This is a genomic window from Hymenobacter properus (genome assembly GCF_015694735.1).
Lineage (GTDB): Bacteria > Bacteroidota > Bacteroidia > Cytophagales > Hymenobacteraceae > Hymenobacter > Hymenobacter properus.
Genome location: NZ_JADQDP010000002.1, coordinates 1,298,749 through 1,317,386, shown reverse-complemented (window position 1 = coordinate 1,317,386; position 18,638 = coordinate 1,298,749). Strand labels below are relative to the sequence as shown.

Below are 18,638 nucleotides of genomic sequence, written 5' to 3'. Positions count from 1 at the left end.
CCGCTGCTGGCACGCGTCGGAGACGCGCGCCAGTACGTTCAACAAATTCGTTCAACGATGGGCGAGGGCAAGCCTCGCCCCTACCCACTTGCCGCATATGAAAAGAATTCTCCAAACTGCTTCCCGCCTGCTGCTGGCCAGTCTGACGCTGGCCGCGCCCCTCGCCGCCACGGCCCAAAAGAAACCTGCCGCCAAGCCCGCTAATGCCGAAAGCGCCATCCGCGAAGCCGACATTCGGCGCGACTTGTTTGCGCTGGCCGGCGACCATTTCCGTGGGCGCGAGGGCGGTACGCTCGATGAGCTGAAAGCCTCGGTGTGGCTGGCCGACCAGATTCGGGCAACCGGCATGCTGCCCGCCGGCGACGACGGCACCTACTTCCAGTGGTTCAACCTGCAGCGCACCCGCCTGAGCAAAAGTAGCACCCTGCGCATTGGCAGCCATGAGATTAAGCTGAACGAGGACGGCACCGTAACGGCCCCCACCAACGCCAGCGTGAACGCGCCGCTGGTGTACGTGGGCACCGGCACGCCTACCGAGCTGGCCAAAGTTGACATCAAAGGCAAGGCTGTGGCGGTGCAGATTGCCGGCGCACCCACCGACGGCATCAGCTACCGGCGCTACGTGTTTGGCAAGTTTGCCGGGCAGGCCGGCGAGCTGGTGAACGCCGGCGCGGTGGCCGTGGTGTTCGTGTCGGACGCGGCATCCCAAGCGCTGTATGAGCACTGGAGCCACATTTATGAGCGGGGCCGCTACAGCCTGCCCGGCGCGGCCAGCACCCGCGTGGTGAGCACGCCGCCGGTGGTGTGGCTGCCGGCTAGCGCAGCCAGCTGGGTGCAGCAAGCCGGCCAGCAGCTCACCGCCGAGCTGAAGGTAGAAAGCTTCCAGTATCCGTCGGTCAACATCGTGGCCAAGATGCCCGGCACCGACCCGCAACTGAAAAACGAGTACGTCCTCTTCAGCACCCACCAAGACCACGACGGCGTGCGCGCCCCCGTAGCCGGCGACTCCATCTACAACGGCGCCGACGACAACGCCACCGGCTGCGCGGCACTGTTGGCCATCATGCGCGCCTTCAAGCAACAGCCGGGCCGGCGCTCGGCCTTGTTTGTTTATCAGGGCTCGGAAGAGCGAGGGCTTATTGGCTCGACTTATTTTTCGGCCCACCCTACGGTGCCGCAGTCGTCCATTGTGGCGGTTTTAAACGCCGAAATGATGGGCCGCAACGCGCCCGACAGCGCCGCCCTGTTGGGCAGCACGCCCCCGCACATGAACTCCTCGGACCTGGTGAAAACCGCGCTGGCGGCCAACCAGGCCGGCCCGAAATTCAAGCTTGATACCGAGTGGGACAAGCCCACGCACCCCGAGGGCTGGTACTTCCGCTCCGACCACCTGCCCTACGCCCGCCTGGGCATCCCGGCCATTATGTACACTTCGCTGCTGCACGTCGACTACCACACCCCGCGCGACGAGCCCGGCCGCATCGATTACGCCAAGCTCACCCGCATGACGCAGTGGATGTACCTGACCGGCTGGGCCGTAGCCAACCGGACCGCGCCGCCCGCCCGGGAGCCCGGGTTTAAGCTGGAGCGGTAGGGCGCTTCGCTTCAATTGACAGTTATCAGTGAGCAGTTAACTATAAGCCGCCATCAACACTACTGGCCGCTTATTGTTAACTGCTCACTGATAACTGTCAACTGTTTAAACATGCGCCACCTCACCACCGCCGACATTCAGGCTTTCGAGAAAATCTACCGCCTCAACCTCGTCAACGGCCTGCCGGGCTTCAAGCCCGCCAACCTGGTGGGCACGGCCGCGCCCGACGGCGCCACCAACCTGGCTGTGTTTAGCTCAGCCCTGCACCTGGGCTCCGACCCGGCGTTGCTCGGCATTGTGACGCGGCCCACCACCGTGCCCCGCCACACCTACGCCAACCTAAAAGCCAGCGGCTGCTTCACCCTCAACCACGTGCCCGAAGCCTTGGCCGCGCAGGCGCATTACACCTCGGCAAACTTCCCGGACACGGTTTCGGAGTTTGACGAATGCGGCTTCACTGCCGAGTACCGCGACGGTTTTGCCGCCCCCTACGTGGCTGAAAGCGCCCTCAGCATCGGTCTGCGGCTGCTCGAAGAGCACGCCATCAGCAACGGTACCGTGCTACTGGTAGGTGCTGTGGAGCACGTGTACCTGCACGACGAACTGCTGCGCCCCGATGGCACCCTGGACCTGGCCGCCGCCGGCACCGCCGCCATTTCCGGCCTCGACGGCTACCACGCCGTGGCGCCCCCGGTGCGCTTCGGCTACGCCCGGCCGGGCCAGCCACCCGTGCCGCTGCCGTGAGGCGGCTGCAGCCTTGCGAAAAAGAAAGCCCCGCTTCTTGATGGAAGTGGGCTTTTCTTATTTGAAGGATGCTAGAGCCTGCGCTGTGGCGGGCTGCCGGCTTTGGGCCGGCTGTCCGCTCTCTGTCAGAGCAACTTTGCGTTAACAACGAGCGGACAGCCGGCCCAAAGCCGGCAGCCCGCACCGCGCCGTTTATCCGCACCTCTCTACGGGTACTGCGTTTCGATTTTGCGGCCCTCCGTGCTGGTATAGCGCTGGTCGTGGTTGGCGTGGGCACCGCTCGGGTCCGTATCGGGCGCATACGTTTCGAAGCCACTGGCCGACGAGCCGGCCGGGCTGTCGCGGTACCAGGCGCGGTACGAACCATCCGTCGTGCGGGGCTGGAGTGGGCCGAACGAGTCAGCTGACTGACTGGATGCTTGCGGCTTGCGCTTCTTGCTCTTCTTCTTGCCTTTGCCGGCCGTGGCCAGTGCCACGCCCCCCAGCGCCAGGCCGGCCACGGCCAGTACCTTCAGCCAGGGCCGCACCAGGGGCGGCGGCACCGAGGTCACGCCGCTGCCGTCGGCCGTGGCGGGCGTTTTAACGTAGCGGCCCACTTTGGGGCGCGCCAACTCGTCGAAGCGGGGAACGAAATTGTCTAACTGGCGGCGCAATTCCTCGCCGTGCATGGCAATGCCGTGGCCGGTGGCGGCCACTTCGGGTTCCATGCGGGCCAGCAGCGCCATCGAGTCGCGTGCGGCGTCCCAGTCGGGCGTGAAGTAGGCCGGCGGGCCGTGCACCTCTTGCTTTTGCGTGAACACGGCCGAGCCCGATTCCTGCTTCACCGTGGTAAACGCGTCGCCGGCCACCAGCACCTTGTCGTGCTCGCGGAAAAAGGACACGTGCCCGAATGTGTGGCCCGGCGTGTGCACCCAGCGCCAGCCAGGCAGGCCGGGCACGCTGCCATCGGCCGGCAGCGCCTGCACGCGGCTGCCAAAATTGTAGGCGTGCTTGGGATAGGTGAAGGACATGTAGGCCATCATGCCGCCACCAACGGTGGGGTCGGGCGGCGGGAAGCTGGAGCGGCCCGTGAGGTAGGGCAGCTCCAGGGGGTGGGCATACACGGGCACGTCGGGCCAGGCGGCCAGCAGGCCGTCGAGGGCGCCCACGTGGTCGAAGTGGCCGTGGGTGAGCAGAATGGCCACGGGCGGCGTGTCGGGGCCAAACAGCTCCTCGGCCTGCTTCTTAATCTTGTGGGACGAGCCGGGCAGGCCGGCATCAATCAGTACCCAGGGGCCCTGCGGCTGGTCTTGCGGGAAGGCGTAGAAAAGGTTCACGAACACGTCGCGCAGCACGCTCAGGCCGGGCACTACGGCGGTGAAGGCGGGCGTGTCGGCCCGGGAGGCATCATTGGAAAGCATAGGCAGGCGGAAAGGAAGAAATGAAACAACAGTACAGGCAGCGGCCGCACCGGGACGGGCCCGGTTGGCGCGCAGGTACTACGGCCACGCGGGTCGGGCGGGTTGGGTATTTTTTGCGGCCGGGCGAGGTAGCGTCGGGCTTGGCCGGAATGCAAAAAGCCCATTACCGGTCGGTAATGGGCTCGTAAGGCGGAGCTTATAAAAAAGCTATTTCGGCTGCGGCGCGTCGTTCTGGTTGCCGTTGCCGTTCGTCGACTGGTCGGCGTTGCCCAGCTGGCCGCTGGCGTCCTGGGGCGTGGCGGTGCTCTTGCCAGCCGGGGCCGAGTTCAGCTGGTCCTGCACGGTGCCGTTCTTGATGCCGATGGCCGAACCCACGCCAATGGGGGTGTGCACTTCCTGCTTGTAGTTGATGCTGTCGCGGTTCACGTCCGAGTTGTGCCAGCCGGGGGCGTTGGTGAAACCGTGACGGAACTGCATGTTTTCGCCGGGGCTCCAGCGGTAGTCGCAGGATGTCAGCGTGGCGGCCAAAGCGGTGCCCAGCAGCAAGGCCAGGGCGGGACGGGAAGAAAGCTTCATGAAGGTGGTCTTGGGATTGGACACACAAAGTACGGGGATTTCGCCCGGAAGGCCAACCCAATACGGCCCGGGGCGTTACTTTCGGCGCCGGCGCGTGCCGCCGCCCCTGCTTTTTTGCTCATGGCCGCCTCCGATTCCAACCAGCCTTCCCGCTTCCGCCGGGCCCTTGGGGCCGTGGGGCGGGCGGCCCTGCTGCCGGTGCGCGGGGCCAGCTACGTGGTGCGCTCAGGCCAGGCGCACCAGCATTTTTTCCTGCCCGTGCTCAACGGCGCCCTCGGCGACCAGCTGGCCGCGCGCTTCGACAAGCGGGCCATTCGGATGAGCTTCCGGCGCGGCGGGCACGACGTGGCCGTGGCCGACCTGCGCCTGACTGAGCCCCTGCAGAAAACGGTGGTGTTCGTGCACGGCCTGATGGGCGACGAACTCATCTGGCAAACCGGCTTTCAGGATGCGCCCGGCAGCCGCCGCTACGGCCCCCGCCTGGCCGAAGAAACCCATTGCCGCGCCCTTTACCTGCGCTACAACACCGGCCTGCACCTGTCCGAAAACGGCCGCGAGCTCAGCCGCCTCCTTTCCGAGCTGGTAACTACCTACCCCGACGCCATCGGCGAACTGGTGCTGGTGGGCCACAGCATGGGCGGGCTCATCATCCGGAGCGCGGGATTTTACGGGCAATTCGCAATGGGCAATGAGCAATTAACAATGCCTCAGACCGGGGCTGCCGCAACTCCCAAATTGCGAATTGATAATTACTCATTGCCCATTGAAAAAGCGCCCTGGCTGGCCCACCTGCGCTCGGTGTTTCTCATCGGCACGCCCAACGACGGCTCGTGGCTGGAGCAGAACTCGCACCTCACGGCGCGACTGCTGGAGCGCATCAACCTGTTTCCGACGCGATTTCTGAGCAAGGCCCTCAACCAGCGCAGCAACGGCATCAAGGACTTGCGCTACTCCATTTTGGTGGATGAGGACTGGCAGGACGCCCACGCCAACGACCTCACGCCGCCGCGCACGCCGGTGCCGCCGCTGCCGGGTGTGCAGTATCACATTTTGATGGGCTCCTGGCTGCGCACCACCCGCCCAGCGGCCCTGCGCGAGTATTTCGGCGACGGGCTGGTGGGCCACAACAGCGCCCGCGGCCGCGCTACCTTTGGCGACGAGGCGGCCCTGCCCACCGGGGCCAACGTGCGCACGGCCGTGTTCAGCCAGCAGCACCACGGCGGCTTGCTCACGCACCCGGAGGTGTTTCAGTACCTGAAGCAGTGGGCCTAGGCTGGTAGCAGAAAAAAACAGGGCCAAATCCGCGAAGGAAATGGCCCTGTTGATGGGAAGGCAATTTAAAATCAGGTAGTAGAACCCGACGTAGTGGTGCCTGAGGTGGTGGTACCGGACGTGGTAGTACCCGACGTGGTGGTACCGGTTGTGGTGGTACCCGACGTAGTGCCATCGGTGGTAGTGCCGCGGGGGCTGGCGCTGCCGGCCGGTGTGCCGTTAATGTCGCTGGCCGACGTGGTGCCGCCGGTGGTGCGGGGCGTGGTGCTGCCGGAGGAATCGGCGTTTTCGGATGCCGTGCAGGCGCTGAATACGGTGAGCGACGAGCACAAAAGTGCGCCCGAGAGCACGGAAAGCATTTTGCGTTTCATAAGGGTTGAGGAAAGGTGGAAAAGAAAAACGGAAGGACTTCGTGGGCTATACGGACGCATTTAGCTATGTGGGTATTGGACCTGGCATAAATACGTATTTTCCCCTGCTATTCAGAGCCAGCCTTTGGGTTCGTCAACTCGCAGTCGCACAGCACCTCGCGGGTGGGCTTGGCCACCCGGTAGTTGGGCAGCGACACCTCTTTCATGTACACCACCGATAAGTGCCGCAGCGGGGCGTGAGCCGGGTTTTCGTGCCAGACGCGCAACAGGTAGTTGCAGTAGTAGGGCCGCATCCAGGCGTTGTCAACGAAGAGGTAATTCTCGGAATACTTGCGCCAACGGTCGTTTTTGAACAGGTCTACCACGGCGGCCGGCTTGGCGTAGCGCACCAGAGCACCGTTGCGGTTGAGGTCCAGCAGTTTGCCCTTTTTGGTGGTACCTTCAAGGATGTACCAGCCGTCGTCTTTGAACACCACAGGCGCAAACATGCCCCAGTGCTGGTCGACGCGGAACAGGTAGCCGAACCAGCGCAGGGGGGCCGGCAGCAGCCCGCTGGCCGGGCGGATAACGGCCACGTCGTCCAGGTTCCAGACGCAGACGTAGGCCAGCGACAACCCCACGAAGGCCTCGCGCAGCACCCGACTGCGCCGCTGCCCGGTGGCCGTGGCCGGGCGAGTGCGCTCCAGCCGCAGGTGCCAGGGCAGCCGCCATACGGGCAGACGCACCGGCCAGCGCGGCACTTGCGGCGCCGCGCCAAACCGGCGCGCCAGCCAGTTCAGCGCCACGGGCGGCAGCAAGCCCACAATTGACGCCCAGTTTATCAGGAAAAACAGCCCCACATACAGCGTGAGGCTGATGGTGAGGTGAAAGCCGAATAACACGACTATCACCAGCAGCCGCCACCAGCGCACCCCCACCGGAATGAATAGCGCAAACGGCAGCAGCAGTTCCATGAAATAAGCCCCAAACGTGAGCACGCGCAGCAACTCGGGGTACGGGTAGAGCAGGCGGCCACCGGGCAGCAGCAGCTGGTCAAGGCTGAAGGCGTAGTAGAGGGCAGTGCCGTCGTTGGTCCATTCGCCGCCGCTTTTGAGCAGGGCCGTGCACCAGTACACCAGCGCCAGCTGCACCACATAGGCCACCGTGGCGGCACTGAAATAATCGAGCCGCTCCGGCGCCGGCTTGCCGCGCGCGTCCCAGGCCCACACCCGGCCCCAGGGCAGAAACATGCCCCAGAACAGCAGCATGCGCAGTAGGTCGTCGCCGCCCTGGCCAATAAGCGTGTTGCGGTTCTGAAGCGACACCAGCAGCACCCACGAGGCCACTGTGGCCAGCCGCGTGTGGTAGCCCAGCAGCAGCGCCCCGGCCAGCCCGGCCGCCAGCAAAAACAGCACGGCCTCGCCCTGCCACAGGCCGGTGGCGGCGTGCAGCGAGAATTGGTAGGGCGTCCAGGCGTGCTCCATCAGTGCCGGTACCGGCAGCACGCCCATGTTGCTGTAGAAGGCTTCGAGGTCGGTGCTGCGGATGGCCAAATCGAGCAGCACCACGGCCGCCGTGGCCATGCGCAGCAGCGCGAGGGCCCGCAAATCGAGCACAAAGGGGCGTTTCAGCACGCCCCAAAAGCCGGGGTGCTCGTTCATCATTCGTCGGGTTGGGCGTGGGAAGGGTGCCTTCTGTACCGCACCGCGGGGTGCTTGGTTGCAACAGCAAAGCCTAAGCTGGACCAAACAAGCGGGCACCAAGCCGCGTTAGTCCTCAACCAACACCCGCCGCCATGCCTGCCCCCTCCCCCTCCGACGTCATCTTGTTCGACGGCGTGTGCAACCTCTGCAACGGCTTCGTGCAGTTCGTCATTCGCCACGACGCGGCGGGCCGCTACCGCTTTGCCGCCCTGCAAAGCGAGGCCGGCCGGGGCCTGCTGGCTGCTCACGGTGTGGCCCCCGCTGCCCTCGCAGCCGAACCCGACTCGGTGGTATTGCTCAGCGACGGGCGCTTTTATTCGCACTCCGGCGCGGTGCTGCGCATTGCGCGCGGCCTGGGCGGCCTGTGGCAGGCGGCAGCCCTGGCCGAGGTGCTGCCCCGCGCCTGGCGCGATGCCGCCTACCGCTTCGTGGCCCGGCACCGCTACCGCTGGTTTGGCCGTGAGGAAAGCTGCTGGCTGCCCACACCCGAGTTGAAAGCGCGGTTTTTGTAGAAACAGGCCGGGCTAGCGCTGCCTTGACGTCGCCCGCCCCAATTCCGCTTCGTATACCCGCCGGCCCAGGTCGCGCAGGAAGGGAAAGCCGATGCTGTCGTACTCGTATTTATCGTCGTTGAGCACACCGTCGGCGTTCACGTAAAGCACGGCGCTGAGCAGAAACTCCACGCCGTGGGCCTCGTCCTGCACATAGGCGTTGTCGAGGAGAAAGCCGTAGGCCTGCCCGATTTTATTGAACACCCGCACGCCCGGCGGCAACGGCGTCAGGCCCGCCCCGCCCAGCAGAAACTTGGCGTAGGTGTCGGGGTAATGGGCCGGGTCGTAGCGCGGGTGCCGGCTCTCGCGCGGCAGTTCCGACAGGGCCGCGCGCAGCAAGGCGTAGTCCTCGGGCGCGAGGCGCAGGCGCTGCGCGGGCGGCACGGTTTCGGGGAAGAGAATGGTGCGCAACAGCCGCTGCTGGTCGGGCAGGGAGAAGGCGTTTTTCTGGTGGAAATCGAGCGGGCCGGGCACCACAGTATTTCCTTTCATATACGCTTGCCCAACAGCCTCGCCCCGCAGGTGCAGCTGGGGCCAGGGCTCCGCATCGTACCGGGCGGGCAGCTGAGCGAGCAGCTGCGTAGCGGCCGTATCGGCGTAGAAGCGGATGGGGTTGAGGTGGCGGCTGCCGGGCTCCTGGTCGCCCACCGACAAGCGGTGCAGCAGGCGGCTATGGCGCAGGCCCAGACGGGCCAGCTCGCGGTTCAACTCCGCGGGGCCCACGAATTCATATAGCCGATTGAAAGCATCATTATCACTCACCAACAAGGCTTTGCGGATGTAGTTGGCCACCGTGGGCCGGCCGCTGGCGCTGCTGCTGTCGCGCTGCACCCGCGTTTGGCCGGCAAAGGCTGAATCCGTCAGCATGGGCGAATCGGGGCCGAGGCCGGGCACGGTGGCGGCCAGGGCGCGCAGCTTCTGCAGGGCCAACGCGGCGGCGGCCAGCTTCACGGTGCTGGCCGGGTAGAAATACTGCCGGGGCCGCACGTGGTAGCGGTAGGTGCGAAAATGCGGCTGCCCTGCCGCGTCGCGCCGAATCTGGGTGTACTGGATTTGCAGGCGGTAGAAGTCCGGCCGGGCCAACACGCGGCCCAGGCCCGCGCTGTCGTGGCGCAGCACCTGCCGCAGCAGATTGGGCCGCTGCGCCTTGGCCGGGTAGCTCAGCAGCCCCAGCAGCAACAGAAACCAGGCGCGCCGCATCAGAAATGCACCTGTTCGGCCCGACGCAGCCAGTCCTCGTCGATGGTGGCGCCCAGGCCGGGGCCGGTGGGCATCTCAATCACGCCACCAGGCTGGTACTGGAAGCCGCCCACCACGGGGTCGTCGGTGAACATGAGCGGGGTGTCAAAATCGCAGTGGTGAATGGCCGGGCTGCTCAGCGCCAGGTGGGCGGCGGCCGTCATGCCCAGGCGCGATTCCAGGAAGCCGCCCACCTGCAGGGTCATCCCCGCCGCTTCGCCCAGTCGGGCAATTTTTTGGGCCCGGTGAAAGCCCGACGACTTGCCCAGCTTGATGTTCAGCATCTGGCAGGCCTGCAGCTGAATGAGGCGGGCCGCGTCGTGCTCATCGCCGCAGCTTTCGTCGGCCATGATGGGGATGGGCGAGGCGGCCCGCACCCGGCTCAGCTCCATGAAGTGCTGGCGCAGAATAGGCTCCTCGCAATGCTCGATGTTGAACTCGCCCAGGGCCTGCAGCACGGCAATGGCCCGGTCGGCTGTTTGCCAGCCCTGGTTGGCGTCGATGCGCAGTGGGTGCGTGGGCCCGATGCCCGCCCGAATGGCCCGGATGCGGGCCACATCGTCTTCCAGCGTGCCGCCCAATTTCACCTTGATGGCCGGAAACCCCTCCTGCTGAAAGCGCACGGCATCGGCCTGCATCTTGGCGGGCGAGCCTAGGCTCACGGTCATGTCGGTGGTAAGCACTTTGTCGTTTTTCCCGCCCAAAAACTCGTAGAGCGGCAGGCCCGCGTGCTGGGCCGCCACGTCGTGCAGGGCAATGTCGAAGGCGCTTTTGATGCTGCTGTTGCCGTAAATGATGCGGTCCAGCTCGGCCAGGCAGCCGGGCAGGTCCAGCGCGTCGCGGCCCTGCAGGGCGGGCGCGAAGTACTGGCCCACAATGAAGCCCGTGTCCACGCTCTCGCCGTTGATAGTGAGAAAGGGACTGCTTTCGCCGTAGCCCACGTGCCCGTCGGCGGTGCGAATGACCACCACAATGTTTTCCACGGCCGTGAGCGGGCCCAGAGAAATGATGAAGGGCTCCTTCAGCGGCACGAGCAGCTTGTAGAGACTGATGGCTTGGATGGTGGTGCCGGGCATGGACGTGGGTTCGGTCGCAAATGACGCCGCCAAAGTAAGCCACGTCCCGCGATGCGCGCCCGCGCCCCTCTCTCAGGTATTATAAGTAGCTGGTGTGGCGGGGCCGGCTCCCAAAATAGTAGCGGAAGCTGGCCCCAAGCGTGGGGGCCAGGGCGCGGCCATGCGGGGCCGCGCCGCTGCTGTAGCTGCGTTGGTTGAGAGCAGCTTCTACCGTTACCTCAGCGCCCGGCCCCACATTCACCACGCCGGCCAGGCCCGCCGTGGCGTAGAGGTTGGTGGTGCGCAGTTGCTCGGTGGTTTCGAGTTGGGGCTGGCCGGGTAGTGCGGTGGACTCCCGCCTATCGAAGCGCTGCCATTGGGGCGTGACGCCGGCAAAGGCTTCGAGTTGGCACTGCGGCGCAGGGCGCCAGCCCGGGTTGAAACGCAGCAGCACGGGCATCGCCGCTAACCGGCCACTGAAACGGCCAGTGCCCGTGGGCTGGCCCGGCCCGCCAGGTCCAGTCACGCCGGGAATGATATCGTATGAATGCCCAAAACCATCCACGTTGAGTCCCACCTGCACAGCCCAATTGGCATTGAAGCGCACACCCGCGAAAACGGCCAGCACCTCCCAGCCGTCAAGAGTCAGGTCGCGGGCACTTAGCTCGCGCCAATAAACCGGCACGGCGGCCTGCAGGCCCACATACACCCGCGAGCGAAGTCTGGGTGTGGCCTGATAGCCGGTAACATGTTCGTCGGGCGCGCTGGGCTTGGTTTGAGCGCTTGCCGCAGCGGGCAGGGCCAGCGCCAACAGCAGGAAGTAGTAATGCTGCTTCATAAGAAATGTGGACTGCGACGCGGGAGGGATATACTCTCAAATATAAGATTATAAGTCAGATTATTAAGCATAGAACTGCAAAGCATAACCTACTCACCAACACACGCGGCCACGGCTTCTCCAATGCCCAAGCCAGGCCATTTTAGAATCGAAAGGGCGCCCGTTGGGGCGCCCTTTCTGGATAGTCGTAGCAAATGCGGGAGCTTACTGCTTCAGCAGGCGGCTGGCCCGCAGGTAGCCGTCTTCGTCGCGTAGCTGAATGAGGTAGAGGCCGGGCTTCAGGTCCTTCAGGTTGAGCGGCTGGTTGGTGACGCCGGTTTTCAGCAGGCTGCCCGTCACGCTGTAAATCGCAAAGGCCTGCCGACTCGTCCAGGCCACCGTCACCTCATCCGTGGCGGGGTTGGGGTATAGCTTCAGGGCCAGTTCGGCCTGGCTGCGGGCGGCCGTAGGGTTGTAAGATGTGCTCAGGTAGTAGAGGTTGGCGGTGGTGCCTTTGGCAATCTGGTGGGCGCCGGCCGGCAGCGTCGTCGAATACACTCCTCCCGACACCATTTGGTTAACATTGTCAATTTTCACCGTGCCGCTGAAGGCCGTGTTGAACACCAGCGTGAGGATGGCGGGCGCCGTGGTGGTGAAGGCAATGTTGGTGGTCGACTCCATCTTCAGGCACTGCGTCAGGGTCTGGCCGTAGTACGTGACCGTGCCTTGCGACGTGGACAGGTTGCCGGTGATGGTGTAGAACGTGCTGGTGGTGCCCGACACGGTGAAATTGTGCACCATGCCCGAGGTAGACGTACCGCCGCCTGTACCGCCCCCGCCAGTGCCACCACCCGTGGGCGGAGCAGCGTCGCCCTGCACCGACACCAGCCCGCCGGTATAGTTCACCAGCGCCGTTTGCAGGGGCAGGTTCACGGCCGACGACACATCATCGACCGCGTTGTTGAACGTCCACTGGAAGTCGCCGCCTTTCACGCGCCCGCCGTACAGCATGGCATTGTCGCGGGCCGCGGTGGGGTTATCAGGGGTGTAGGCGTACATCACCGCCGAATTCGTGTCGAAGTTGTTGTAGGCATTGGCGCCGTAGGCCGACGTAACCGTGGCGGGCACCGTTTGGGTGCGGCTGGTCACCACGTAGGCGTCAAAATCCACGGTCGGGTTGGGGAAGCCGGTGGCGCCGTAGGGCACGAAACGGGTCTGCCCGGTCATGAAGTTGTCGAAGGCCTTGATGGTGCCGCCATCCTCGTTCGAGAAGATGGGCATGTTGGTGTAGTCGTTGCGCTGCGTGGCGGGGTTGTACACGTCGGTGCCCTGCATCGAGGTCAGCATGGGGTACTTGCAGTTGCGGAAATAGTTGCTTTCCATGAACACCGAGGAGCCCTCCGTGGAGCCGGCCCCGTACTTGGCGTTGCCGTCGTAGTAGTTGTTGTACACGTGGGCCGAGTAGAAGCGCACGCGGGGGTGGCGCGAGTCGGAGTGGTCGTACCAGTTGTGGTGGTAGGTGATGTAGAGGCCCTGGGTGGTGTTTTCGCTCAAACCCAGCAGGTTCGATTTGCCCGAGTCCCAGAAGTGGTTGTAGGAGAAAGTCACGTAGGTCGACTTCTTGCAGTCGAGGGCGCCGTCGCCCTTTACCTGGTCGGCGGCGCTGCCGGCGTGGCCGTAGAAGAAGTCGCAGTTGTGCACCCAGATGTAGTCGTTGTCCTGCTGCAGGCCGATGTTGTCGCCCTCGTCGCTGTCGCAGTTCATGGTGCCGATGTTGCGGACTTCCACGTTGGAAGCGCCCTTGATACGGATACCCCAACCGTTGGCCACGGCATCGTTGCCCACGCCTTCCACGGTGATATAGCTGGAAGCGAAGTTGTTATTCTCCACCACGATGTCGCCGTTGAGCATGTAGCTCAGGTCGGTGATGTTGCCCACCAGGCGCACCACCAGCGGCCGGGCATCGCGCCCTTTCTTAAAGCCGTCGAGGATGGTTTGCAGGCCCACGCAGGGGTTGGTGGTGGCCCCAGTTACGTTGAGCGACACCGTGTTTTTGCTGTTTTGGGTGATGTAGAGCACCACCGCGTTGGGCTTGAGGGTGCCGGTGGCGGTGTAAGCGCCCGGCACGCGGCCGCCGTTGAAGGCGAACCCGGTGCGGTCCTGGGGCAGCACCGTAAGCGTGGGTGTGGTGGTGGGCGTGCCTTCTACCCCGCCTATCACGGGCGCCACCTTGAGCGTGTAGGTGCCCGGCTGCAAACCCAGCGCATCGGCCCGGTAAAAGGTGCCGTAGTTGCGAATCAGCTGGTCATCCAGCTTCTGATTCACGAGGCCTTGGCCGGTGTAGTACACGTTGTAGCTCTGGGCACCGGCCACGGGCGACCAGCGCACGTAGGCCGTCTCCAGCCAGCCGCTCGATTCGACGAGGGTGGGCGCCTGGGCGCGCAGCAGCCCCGGCGTCAGCAGCAAGGAAAGAATGAGTAAGGAAAGCAGTCGCTTCATAGGAAAAGGGGTTGGGTGGGATGGGTAAAACGCTCAGCTGTTTACACAAACCTACCCGCCGGCCCGCCGAAATGCTTGCCATACAAGGCTATGGGAATGACTATATTTATGCAATCGATGCCGGCAACGTTGCCGGAGGGAACAGAGCCTGATGAAATGGAGCAGTAACTGGCACCTACGCACGTCTGGTCAATAATTCTGGCCGCCCATCTTCTCAGAACTCAACGGGTCCGAGGTCCCCTTTTTAAAACGGTTAAAGAGGTATAGCGAAATATTCTTGCCGGGTTGGGGCGGCCCCTTTCCAGGTACCTCGCGCTGGTAAATTTGGCCGGTACGCCTTTCAACGGTTTAAAATACCCCCTCACACGCAGTTGCAACGGGAGGTTCTCGCCATCCCACAAGTCATCAGCATCTGGAATACTCGCTTTCTCCTTCTCCAAATAGATGTATTCCGGGTATTTCACGGCCGGCTTTGTGTTAATCATCCACTGGGCACACGTACATCCAATGGCGCTATACGAAACGACAATGGTCGACTGGGGTTCTTTTTGAGTAGCTTTGGCAAAGACAGAACTCAAAATGACTGCGAAGGCAAGGGTTTTCAGCATAAGTGTCTGAAGATACTACTTGCAGACACCTAAGCCACCGCCGCTTCCTGCGCCTTATCTGCTCTGCATTGAAGCCTGCTCGAACCACTAGTCCCTGCAGCACCAACCCAAGCCCGTTTCTTAGGTTGCTTTCGCCACTATGGCGCGCGCCGACGCACGCATTCAGCCCGGCAACGCGCTTTATAATGAACTCATCGACCTCTGCGCCATCGGCAAGGCCCGCTACGCCACCACCGGCGCCCGCAAATACGAGGACTACGCGGTGACCGACGCGCCCGCGCCGCCGGCTGGGCTATAGGGTACGAAGCGTTTGCAGGAAAAAAGGCGTCCGCTGGGGCGCCCTTTTAAATTTTGGCGGCTGGAGCGCTTCGGTGCCGCGTGCCAGCGGGGTTTACACATCCTATTGTTTTGCTTCAGACGCGTTGACGGTCATGTTCATCTTTTCTTTCAACTGTGCTTGCAACTTCGCAGCAGCTTCCGCAAAGGCCTTGCGCTCGGCCGTTAGTGAACTGCTACCATCCTCGTTGAGGGGCCGTGCTTCAATCAAGACGGCTTCGGCCGGCAACCGAGCGGGCGACGGCGGCTTGGCCAAGGGGTACTCCATAATGAAATCCGTCACCACGTACCGATAGCGGCCCTCCCGTAGCGACAGCTTAGCAGTGTAGTGGAGCACCAGCTTGGTGGTCCGGTGGCGGGGATAGCCACCGATTGTTTGGGTTAGGTCGTAGGTATAGACAAAAGGCTGCGCACCTGAAGCAGTAACCACTTCGGTGCCCTGCTCACTGGCCACAAGGGGAGGCTGGTCGGCGGGGGCTATGCCGTTTGCCCATGCTTGAGCGCGGGCCTGCAAATCTGCCTGACTTGCACCAGCTACCGGCACCACCGCCGCGTAGGATATCCGGCGCGTTGCCTTATCAAGAGGAAAGGCAGCGGGTGCCTGAGCCCTTGCAGGGCGGGCTACGCAACAGAGAAATACAACGGGAAGCAAAATTTTCATCGGGGAAATTTAATCAAACCACCAAAGCCACAGGAGCCGCCTCCCCCGCCGGCCCCACACTCACCCGCACCTCCCCGAAGCCGACGGGCACAACCACGGCCGGCAGCACCAACCCCGTTTCCAGGGTCACTTCGGCCACTTCCGCTACTTGGCCGCGCCGAAGATAAGCCGCAGCCGCAAGGCCCGCTATGCCACCACCGAGGCTCGCCAATACGAGGACGACGGAGTGACCAAAGCGTCCGCGCCGCCGGCATCGCCCCAGTCGTGAGCCACGAAGCATTTGTAGGAAAAAGGGCGCCCGCTGGGGCGCCCTTTTTTGGGTTTAGACCGTTCAGTTTGTAACGGACAGACAGAACTACTTTAAACGTTTTTCAATAAACGTCACAATTGTGAATACCATAAGTAGAAAGAGCGACGGTATACCTAACATAAATCTCATATTAAAATCAAACAACTGGCAATACACTATAACTAATTCGACAAATACAAGAAAAACGAATGCATAGTCTCTAAGGCTTCTGTTCCTATTATTAATCAGTTCTCGCGATTTTCTAACGAGAAGTACAGGAGCCCATAAAGTCAATATTAACACAATAATCAGCAAGATTCTATTGTTAATTATTGCGTCCATAATCAGCCGTAAATAGTCTTTAGTGGCAAATCTGACTTCGCATCTGCAATGCTTATACGTTAGCCTTGCTCCTTATATCTAGGCGACCGGCGCCTCTCCTGCCCCACCTAGCCTCACCCGCACCTCGCCGAAACCAACCGGCACCACCAGCCCCGGCAACACTAACCCCGTTTCCAAAGCTACCTCCGTAACCTCAGTAGCTTGGCCATCCACTACGGCCTCCAAAGGGCCGGGCAGGCCGTGCAGCACCACGCGGTAGGTGGCATAGCTGGGCGCATAGTCGCCCTCGATGGCCTGGGTGAGCACCAGCGCCTGGGGCGCGCCCGCCACGGTGAAGCGGCGCAGGGTGCGTTGGCCTTCCTGGTAGCCGTATCCTTCGCCGCCGTCGTCGTAGTGCACGCTCTCAGCCGTGCCGTTTTTGTAGTACACGTGCAGGGTGAGCTGCTCGATGGCGCGCTCGCCCACGTATTGCAGCACGGGCTGCATGGGCAGCACGGCGCCGGCCTTCACGAAGAGCGGGATGCGGGTGAGGTCGGCGGTGGCCCATACTTCGGCGCCGCCGGCGGTGGGGGCGTCGGTCCAGTAGTAGAACCAGTCGCCGCGGGGCAGGTACATCCAGCGGCCGTCGGCGCCGGGCTGGGTGATGGGGCACACCAGCAGGTGGTCGCCGAGGCCGAATTCGGCCATGCGCAGGTAGGTTTCGGTGTCGTGCTGGTCGAGGAAGGTGAGCGGGCGCAGCATGGGTGTGCCCTGGGTGGCGTACTGCCAGAACGTGGTGTACATGTAGGGCAGCAGGCGGTAGCGCAGCTCGATGAAGTGGCGGGCCAGGTCGGTCACCTCCTCGCCGAAGCTCCAAGGCTCCTGGTCGCCGTGGTCGCCGGAGCTGTGGGTGCGGAAGAAGGGGTGGAAGGCGCCCAGCGCAATCCAGCGGGCGTAGAGCTCGCCGCTGGGCGAATCGATGAAGCCACCGATGTCGGAGCCGATGAAGCTGAAGCCCGAGATGCTCAGGCGCTGGCACTGGATGTTGGCCAGCCAGAGGTGCTCCCAGGAGGCGATGTTGTCGCCAGTCCAGCCCGAGGAGTAGCGCTGGCCGCCAGCGTAGGTGCTGCGCGTGATGGTGAAGGGCCGGTTGGGGTAGCAGAACTGCTTCACGCCGTCGTTGGTGGCGCGGGCCATCTGCATGCCGTAGATGTTGTGAGCCTTCTGGTGCGAGGCCCAGTGCCCGTCGTAGTTGAAGCGCACATCGGGCGGGAACGTGCCCTTCTCGAACACCGCTGGCTCGTTCATGTCGTTCCACACGCCCTTCACGCCGATGTCCTGAATCAGCTCCTTGAACAGCCCGGCCCACCACGTCCGCACCTCGGGGTTGGTGTAGTCGGGGAAGTTGCAGAGGCCGGGCCACACCGAGCCCTTCATCAGCGGGCCGTCGGCGCGGCGGCAGAAGTAGTCGTTGGCCAGGCCCTCCTGGTACACCGAGTACTCCGGGTCAATCTTGATGCCGGGGTCGATGATGACGACGGTTTTGAAGCCGTCCTCGGCCAGCTCGCGCACCATGCGCTTGGGGTCGGGGAAGTGCTGCTTGCTCCAGGTGAAACAGCGGTAGCCCTCCATGTAGTCGATGTCGAGGTAGATGGCGTCGCAGGGAATCTTGCGGTCGCGCAGGCCGCTGGCAATTTCCTTCACGTTGCTCTCCGGGAAGTAGCTCCACTTGCACTGCTGATAGCCCAGCGTCCAGAGGGGCGGCAGCTCGGGCGGGCAGGTGAGCAGGGTGTACTCCTGGGCCACCTCCATCAGCGTGGGGCCGTAGATGAAGTAGTAGTTCAGCTCGCCGCCCTGGGCCCAGAAGCTGGTCACGTCGGCGCGCTCGGCGGCGAAGTCGAAGCTGGCGCGGAAGGTATTGTCGAAGAAAATGCCGTGGGCAATTTTCTGGTGCAGCACGTGGTAGAACGGGATGTTCTTGTAGAGCGGGTCGGAGCCCTTGGTGTAGCCGTAGGTGTCGGAGCCCCAGTTGGTGAAGCGCTTGCCGCGCAGGTTCATGTTGTCGGGCTTGTCGCCGAGGCCGTAGTAGTGCACGCCGGGCGGCACCTGCTTGCTCATCTTCACGATGTCGTTGCCCGAATCGTAGTCGTACTCCCAGTGGAAGCCCTTCTCGTCATCGCTCAGCACCGTGCCCGAGCGGTCAAGCACGCGGGTTTTCAGGTTGTCCTTCTGAATGATGCAGATGAGGCGGGCGGTGGTGAGGCGGTAGTGGTCGGGCTTCTCACGGAACTCCACCACGGCGGGCGCCAGGCGGGCGGTGGCATCGGCCGGCACGGCATAAGAGAAATCGGAGTTGAGGGGCCCGTCGGTGAGGTAGCGGAAGCGCAGGATTTTGTCCGAGAGCACGTGCAGCAGCAGGCGCACACCATTCTGGCAGGTGAAGAGGAAACGGTGGTTGCCCAGCTCCTCCACGCGAATGACCGCGCCGGGGTATTGTTCCTGGTGGCTTTTGGCCGCCAGGTCGTTCACCATGTAGTTGTTGTCCTGAATCGAAGTATCCATATTAAAAAGCGAGTCGAAGCCAAAAGCGCAGGCTGCGGGCGAGTCGGACGAAAACAGCCCG

Annotated in this window: 17 protein-coding genes; 5 read left to right on the top strand and 12 right to left on the bottom strand. The window is 63.4% G+C overall.

The features are described 5' to 3' along the window. Window positions 1–97: 97 nt before the first annotated feature. The gene (locus I2I01_RS11730; RefSeq protein WP_196286624.1) at window positions 98–1,594 is read left to right on the top strand and encodes a M28 family peptidase; all 1,497 of its coding nucleotides are present in this window, start codon (window positions 98–100) and stop codon (window positions 1,592–1,594) included. Window positions 1,595–1,705: 111 nt separating this feature from the next. Further along, complete coding sequence (locus I2I01_RS11725; RefSeq protein ID WP_196286623.1) at window positions 1,706–2,338, top strand: flavin reductase family protein; 633 nt, start codon at window positions 1,706–1,708, stop codon at window positions 2,336–2,338. 206 nt (window positions 2,339–2,544) lie between these two features. Here I2I01_RS11725 and I2I01_RS11720 read toward each other — a convergent pair whose 3' ends face one another. Next, window positions 2,545–3,738 (bottom strand): MBL fold metallo-hydrolase, encoded by a 1,194-nt coding sequence (locus I2I01_RS11720; RefSeq protein WP_196286622.1) that lies wholly within the window; start codon window positions 3,736–3,738, stop codon window positions 2,545–2,547. A 207-nt stretch (window positions 3,739–3,945) separates the two neighbouring features. Next, complete coding sequence (locus I2I01_RS11715; RefSeq protein WP_196286621.1) at window positions 3,946–4,314, bottom strand: hypothetical protein; 369 nt, start codon at window positions 4,312–4,314, stop codon at window positions 3,946–3,948. Window positions 4,315–4,434: 120 nt separating this feature from the next. On the opposite strand from I2I01_RS11715, the gene I2I01_RS11710 reads away from it, so the two are divergent. After that, a complete protein-coding gene (locus tag I2I01_RS11710) occupies window positions 4,435–5,586 on the top strand; it encodes an esterase/lipase family protein (protein WP_196286620.1) in 1,152 nt (383 codons plus the stop codon). Between the two features lie 71 nt (window positions 5,587–5,657). Here I2I01_RS11710 and I2I01_RS11705 read toward each other — a convergent pair whose 3' ends face one another. Further along, a complete protein-coding gene (locus tag I2I01_RS11705) occupies window positions 5,658–5,957 on the bottom strand; it encodes a hypothetical protein (RefSeq protein ID WP_196286619.1) in 300 nt (99 codons plus the stop codon). A 107-nt stretch (window positions 5,958–6,064) separates the two neighbouring features. After that, a complete protein-coding gene (locus tag I2I01_RS11700; protein ID WP_211537919.1) occupies window positions 6,065–7,600 on the bottom strand; it encodes an HTTM domain-containing protein in 1,536 nt (511 codons plus the stop codon). 131 nt (window positions 7,601–7,731) lie between these two features. Here I2I01_RS11700 and I2I01_RS11695 point away from each other — a divergent pair, with 131 nt between their 5' ends. Continuing rightward, window positions 7,732–8,151 carry a thiol-disulfide oxidoreductase DCC family protein gene (locus I2I01_RS11695; RefSeq protein ID WP_196286618.1) on the top strand — a complete coding sequence of 140 codons (420 nt, stop codon included), beginning with the start codon at window positions 7,732–7,734 and terminating at the stop codon, window positions 8,149–8,151. A 12-nt stretch (window positions 8,152–8,163) separates the two neighbouring features. On the opposite strand, the gene I2I01_RS11690 is transcribed toward I2I01_RS11695, so the two are convergent. The 5 genes from I2I01_RS11690 to I2I01_RS11670 form a co-directional block, all read right to left on the bottom strand. After that, window positions 8,164–9,390 (bottom strand): serine hydrolase, encoded by a 1,227-nt coding sequence (locus I2I01_RS11690; RefSeq protein ID WP_196286617.1) that lies wholly within the window; start codon window positions 9,388–9,390, stop codon window positions 8,164–8,166. Further along, window positions 9,390–10,505 (bottom strand): mandelate racemase/muconate lactonizing enzyme family protein, encoded by a 1,116-nt coding sequence (locus I2I01_RS11685; protein WP_196286616.1) that lies wholly within the window; start codon window positions 10,503–10,505, stop codon window positions 9,390–9,392. The genes I2I01_RS11690 and I2I01_RS11685 overlap by 1 nt, the downstream gene beginning before the upstream one ends. A 79-nt stretch (window positions 10,506–10,584) precedes the next feature. Continuing rightward, a complete protein-coding gene (locus I2I01_RS11680) occupies window positions 10,585–11,322 on the bottom strand; it encodes a hypothetical protein (protein ID WP_196286615.1) in 738 nt (245 codons plus the stop codon). A 204-nt stretch (window positions 11,323–11,526) separates the two neighbouring features. Next, entirely contained in the window at window positions 11,527–13,800 is a 2,274-nt protein-coding gene (locus I2I01_RS11675) for a pectate lyase family protein (RefSeq protein ID WP_196286614.1), read from the bottom strand. A 221-nt stretch (window positions 13,801–14,021) separates the two neighbouring features. Beyond that, entirely contained in the window at window positions 14,022–14,408 is a 387-nt protein-coding gene (locus I2I01_RS11670; protein WP_196286613.1) for a hypothetical protein, read from the bottom strand. A gap of 139 nt (window positions 14,409–14,547) precedes the next feature. Between I2I01_RS11670 and I2I01_RS11665 the strand changes: the two genes are divergently transcribed. Next, window positions 14,548–14,706 carry a hypothetical protein gene (locus I2I01_RS11665; protein WP_196286612.1) on the top strand — a complete coding sequence of 53 codons (159 nt, stop codon included), beginning with the start codon at window positions 14,548–14,550 and terminating at the stop codon, window positions 14,704–14,706. A gap of 102 nt (window positions 14,707–14,808) precedes the next feature. On the opposite strand, the gene I2I01_RS11660 is transcribed toward I2I01_RS11665, so the two are convergent. The 3 genes from I2I01_RS11660 to I2I01_RS11650 form a co-directional block, all read right to left on the bottom strand. After that, a complete protein-coding gene (locus I2I01_RS11660) occupies window positions 14,809–15,405 on the bottom strand; it encodes a hypothetical protein (protein ID WP_196286611.1) in 597 nt (198 codons plus the stop codon). Window positions 15,406–15,418: 13 nt separating this feature from the next. Further along, entirely contained in the window at window positions 15,419–15,616 is a 198-nt protein-coding gene (locus I2I01_RS11655) for a hypothetical protein (RefSeq protein ID WP_196286610.1), read from the bottom strand. A gap of 498 nt (window positions 15,617–16,114) precedes the next feature. Continuing rightward, complete coding sequence (locus I2I01_RS11650) at window positions 16,115–18,577, bottom strand: glycoside hydrolase family 31 protein (protein WP_230678945.1); 2,463 nt, start codon at window positions 18,575–18,577, stop codon at window positions 16,115–16,117. Window positions 18,578–18,638 lie beyond the last annotated feature (61 nt).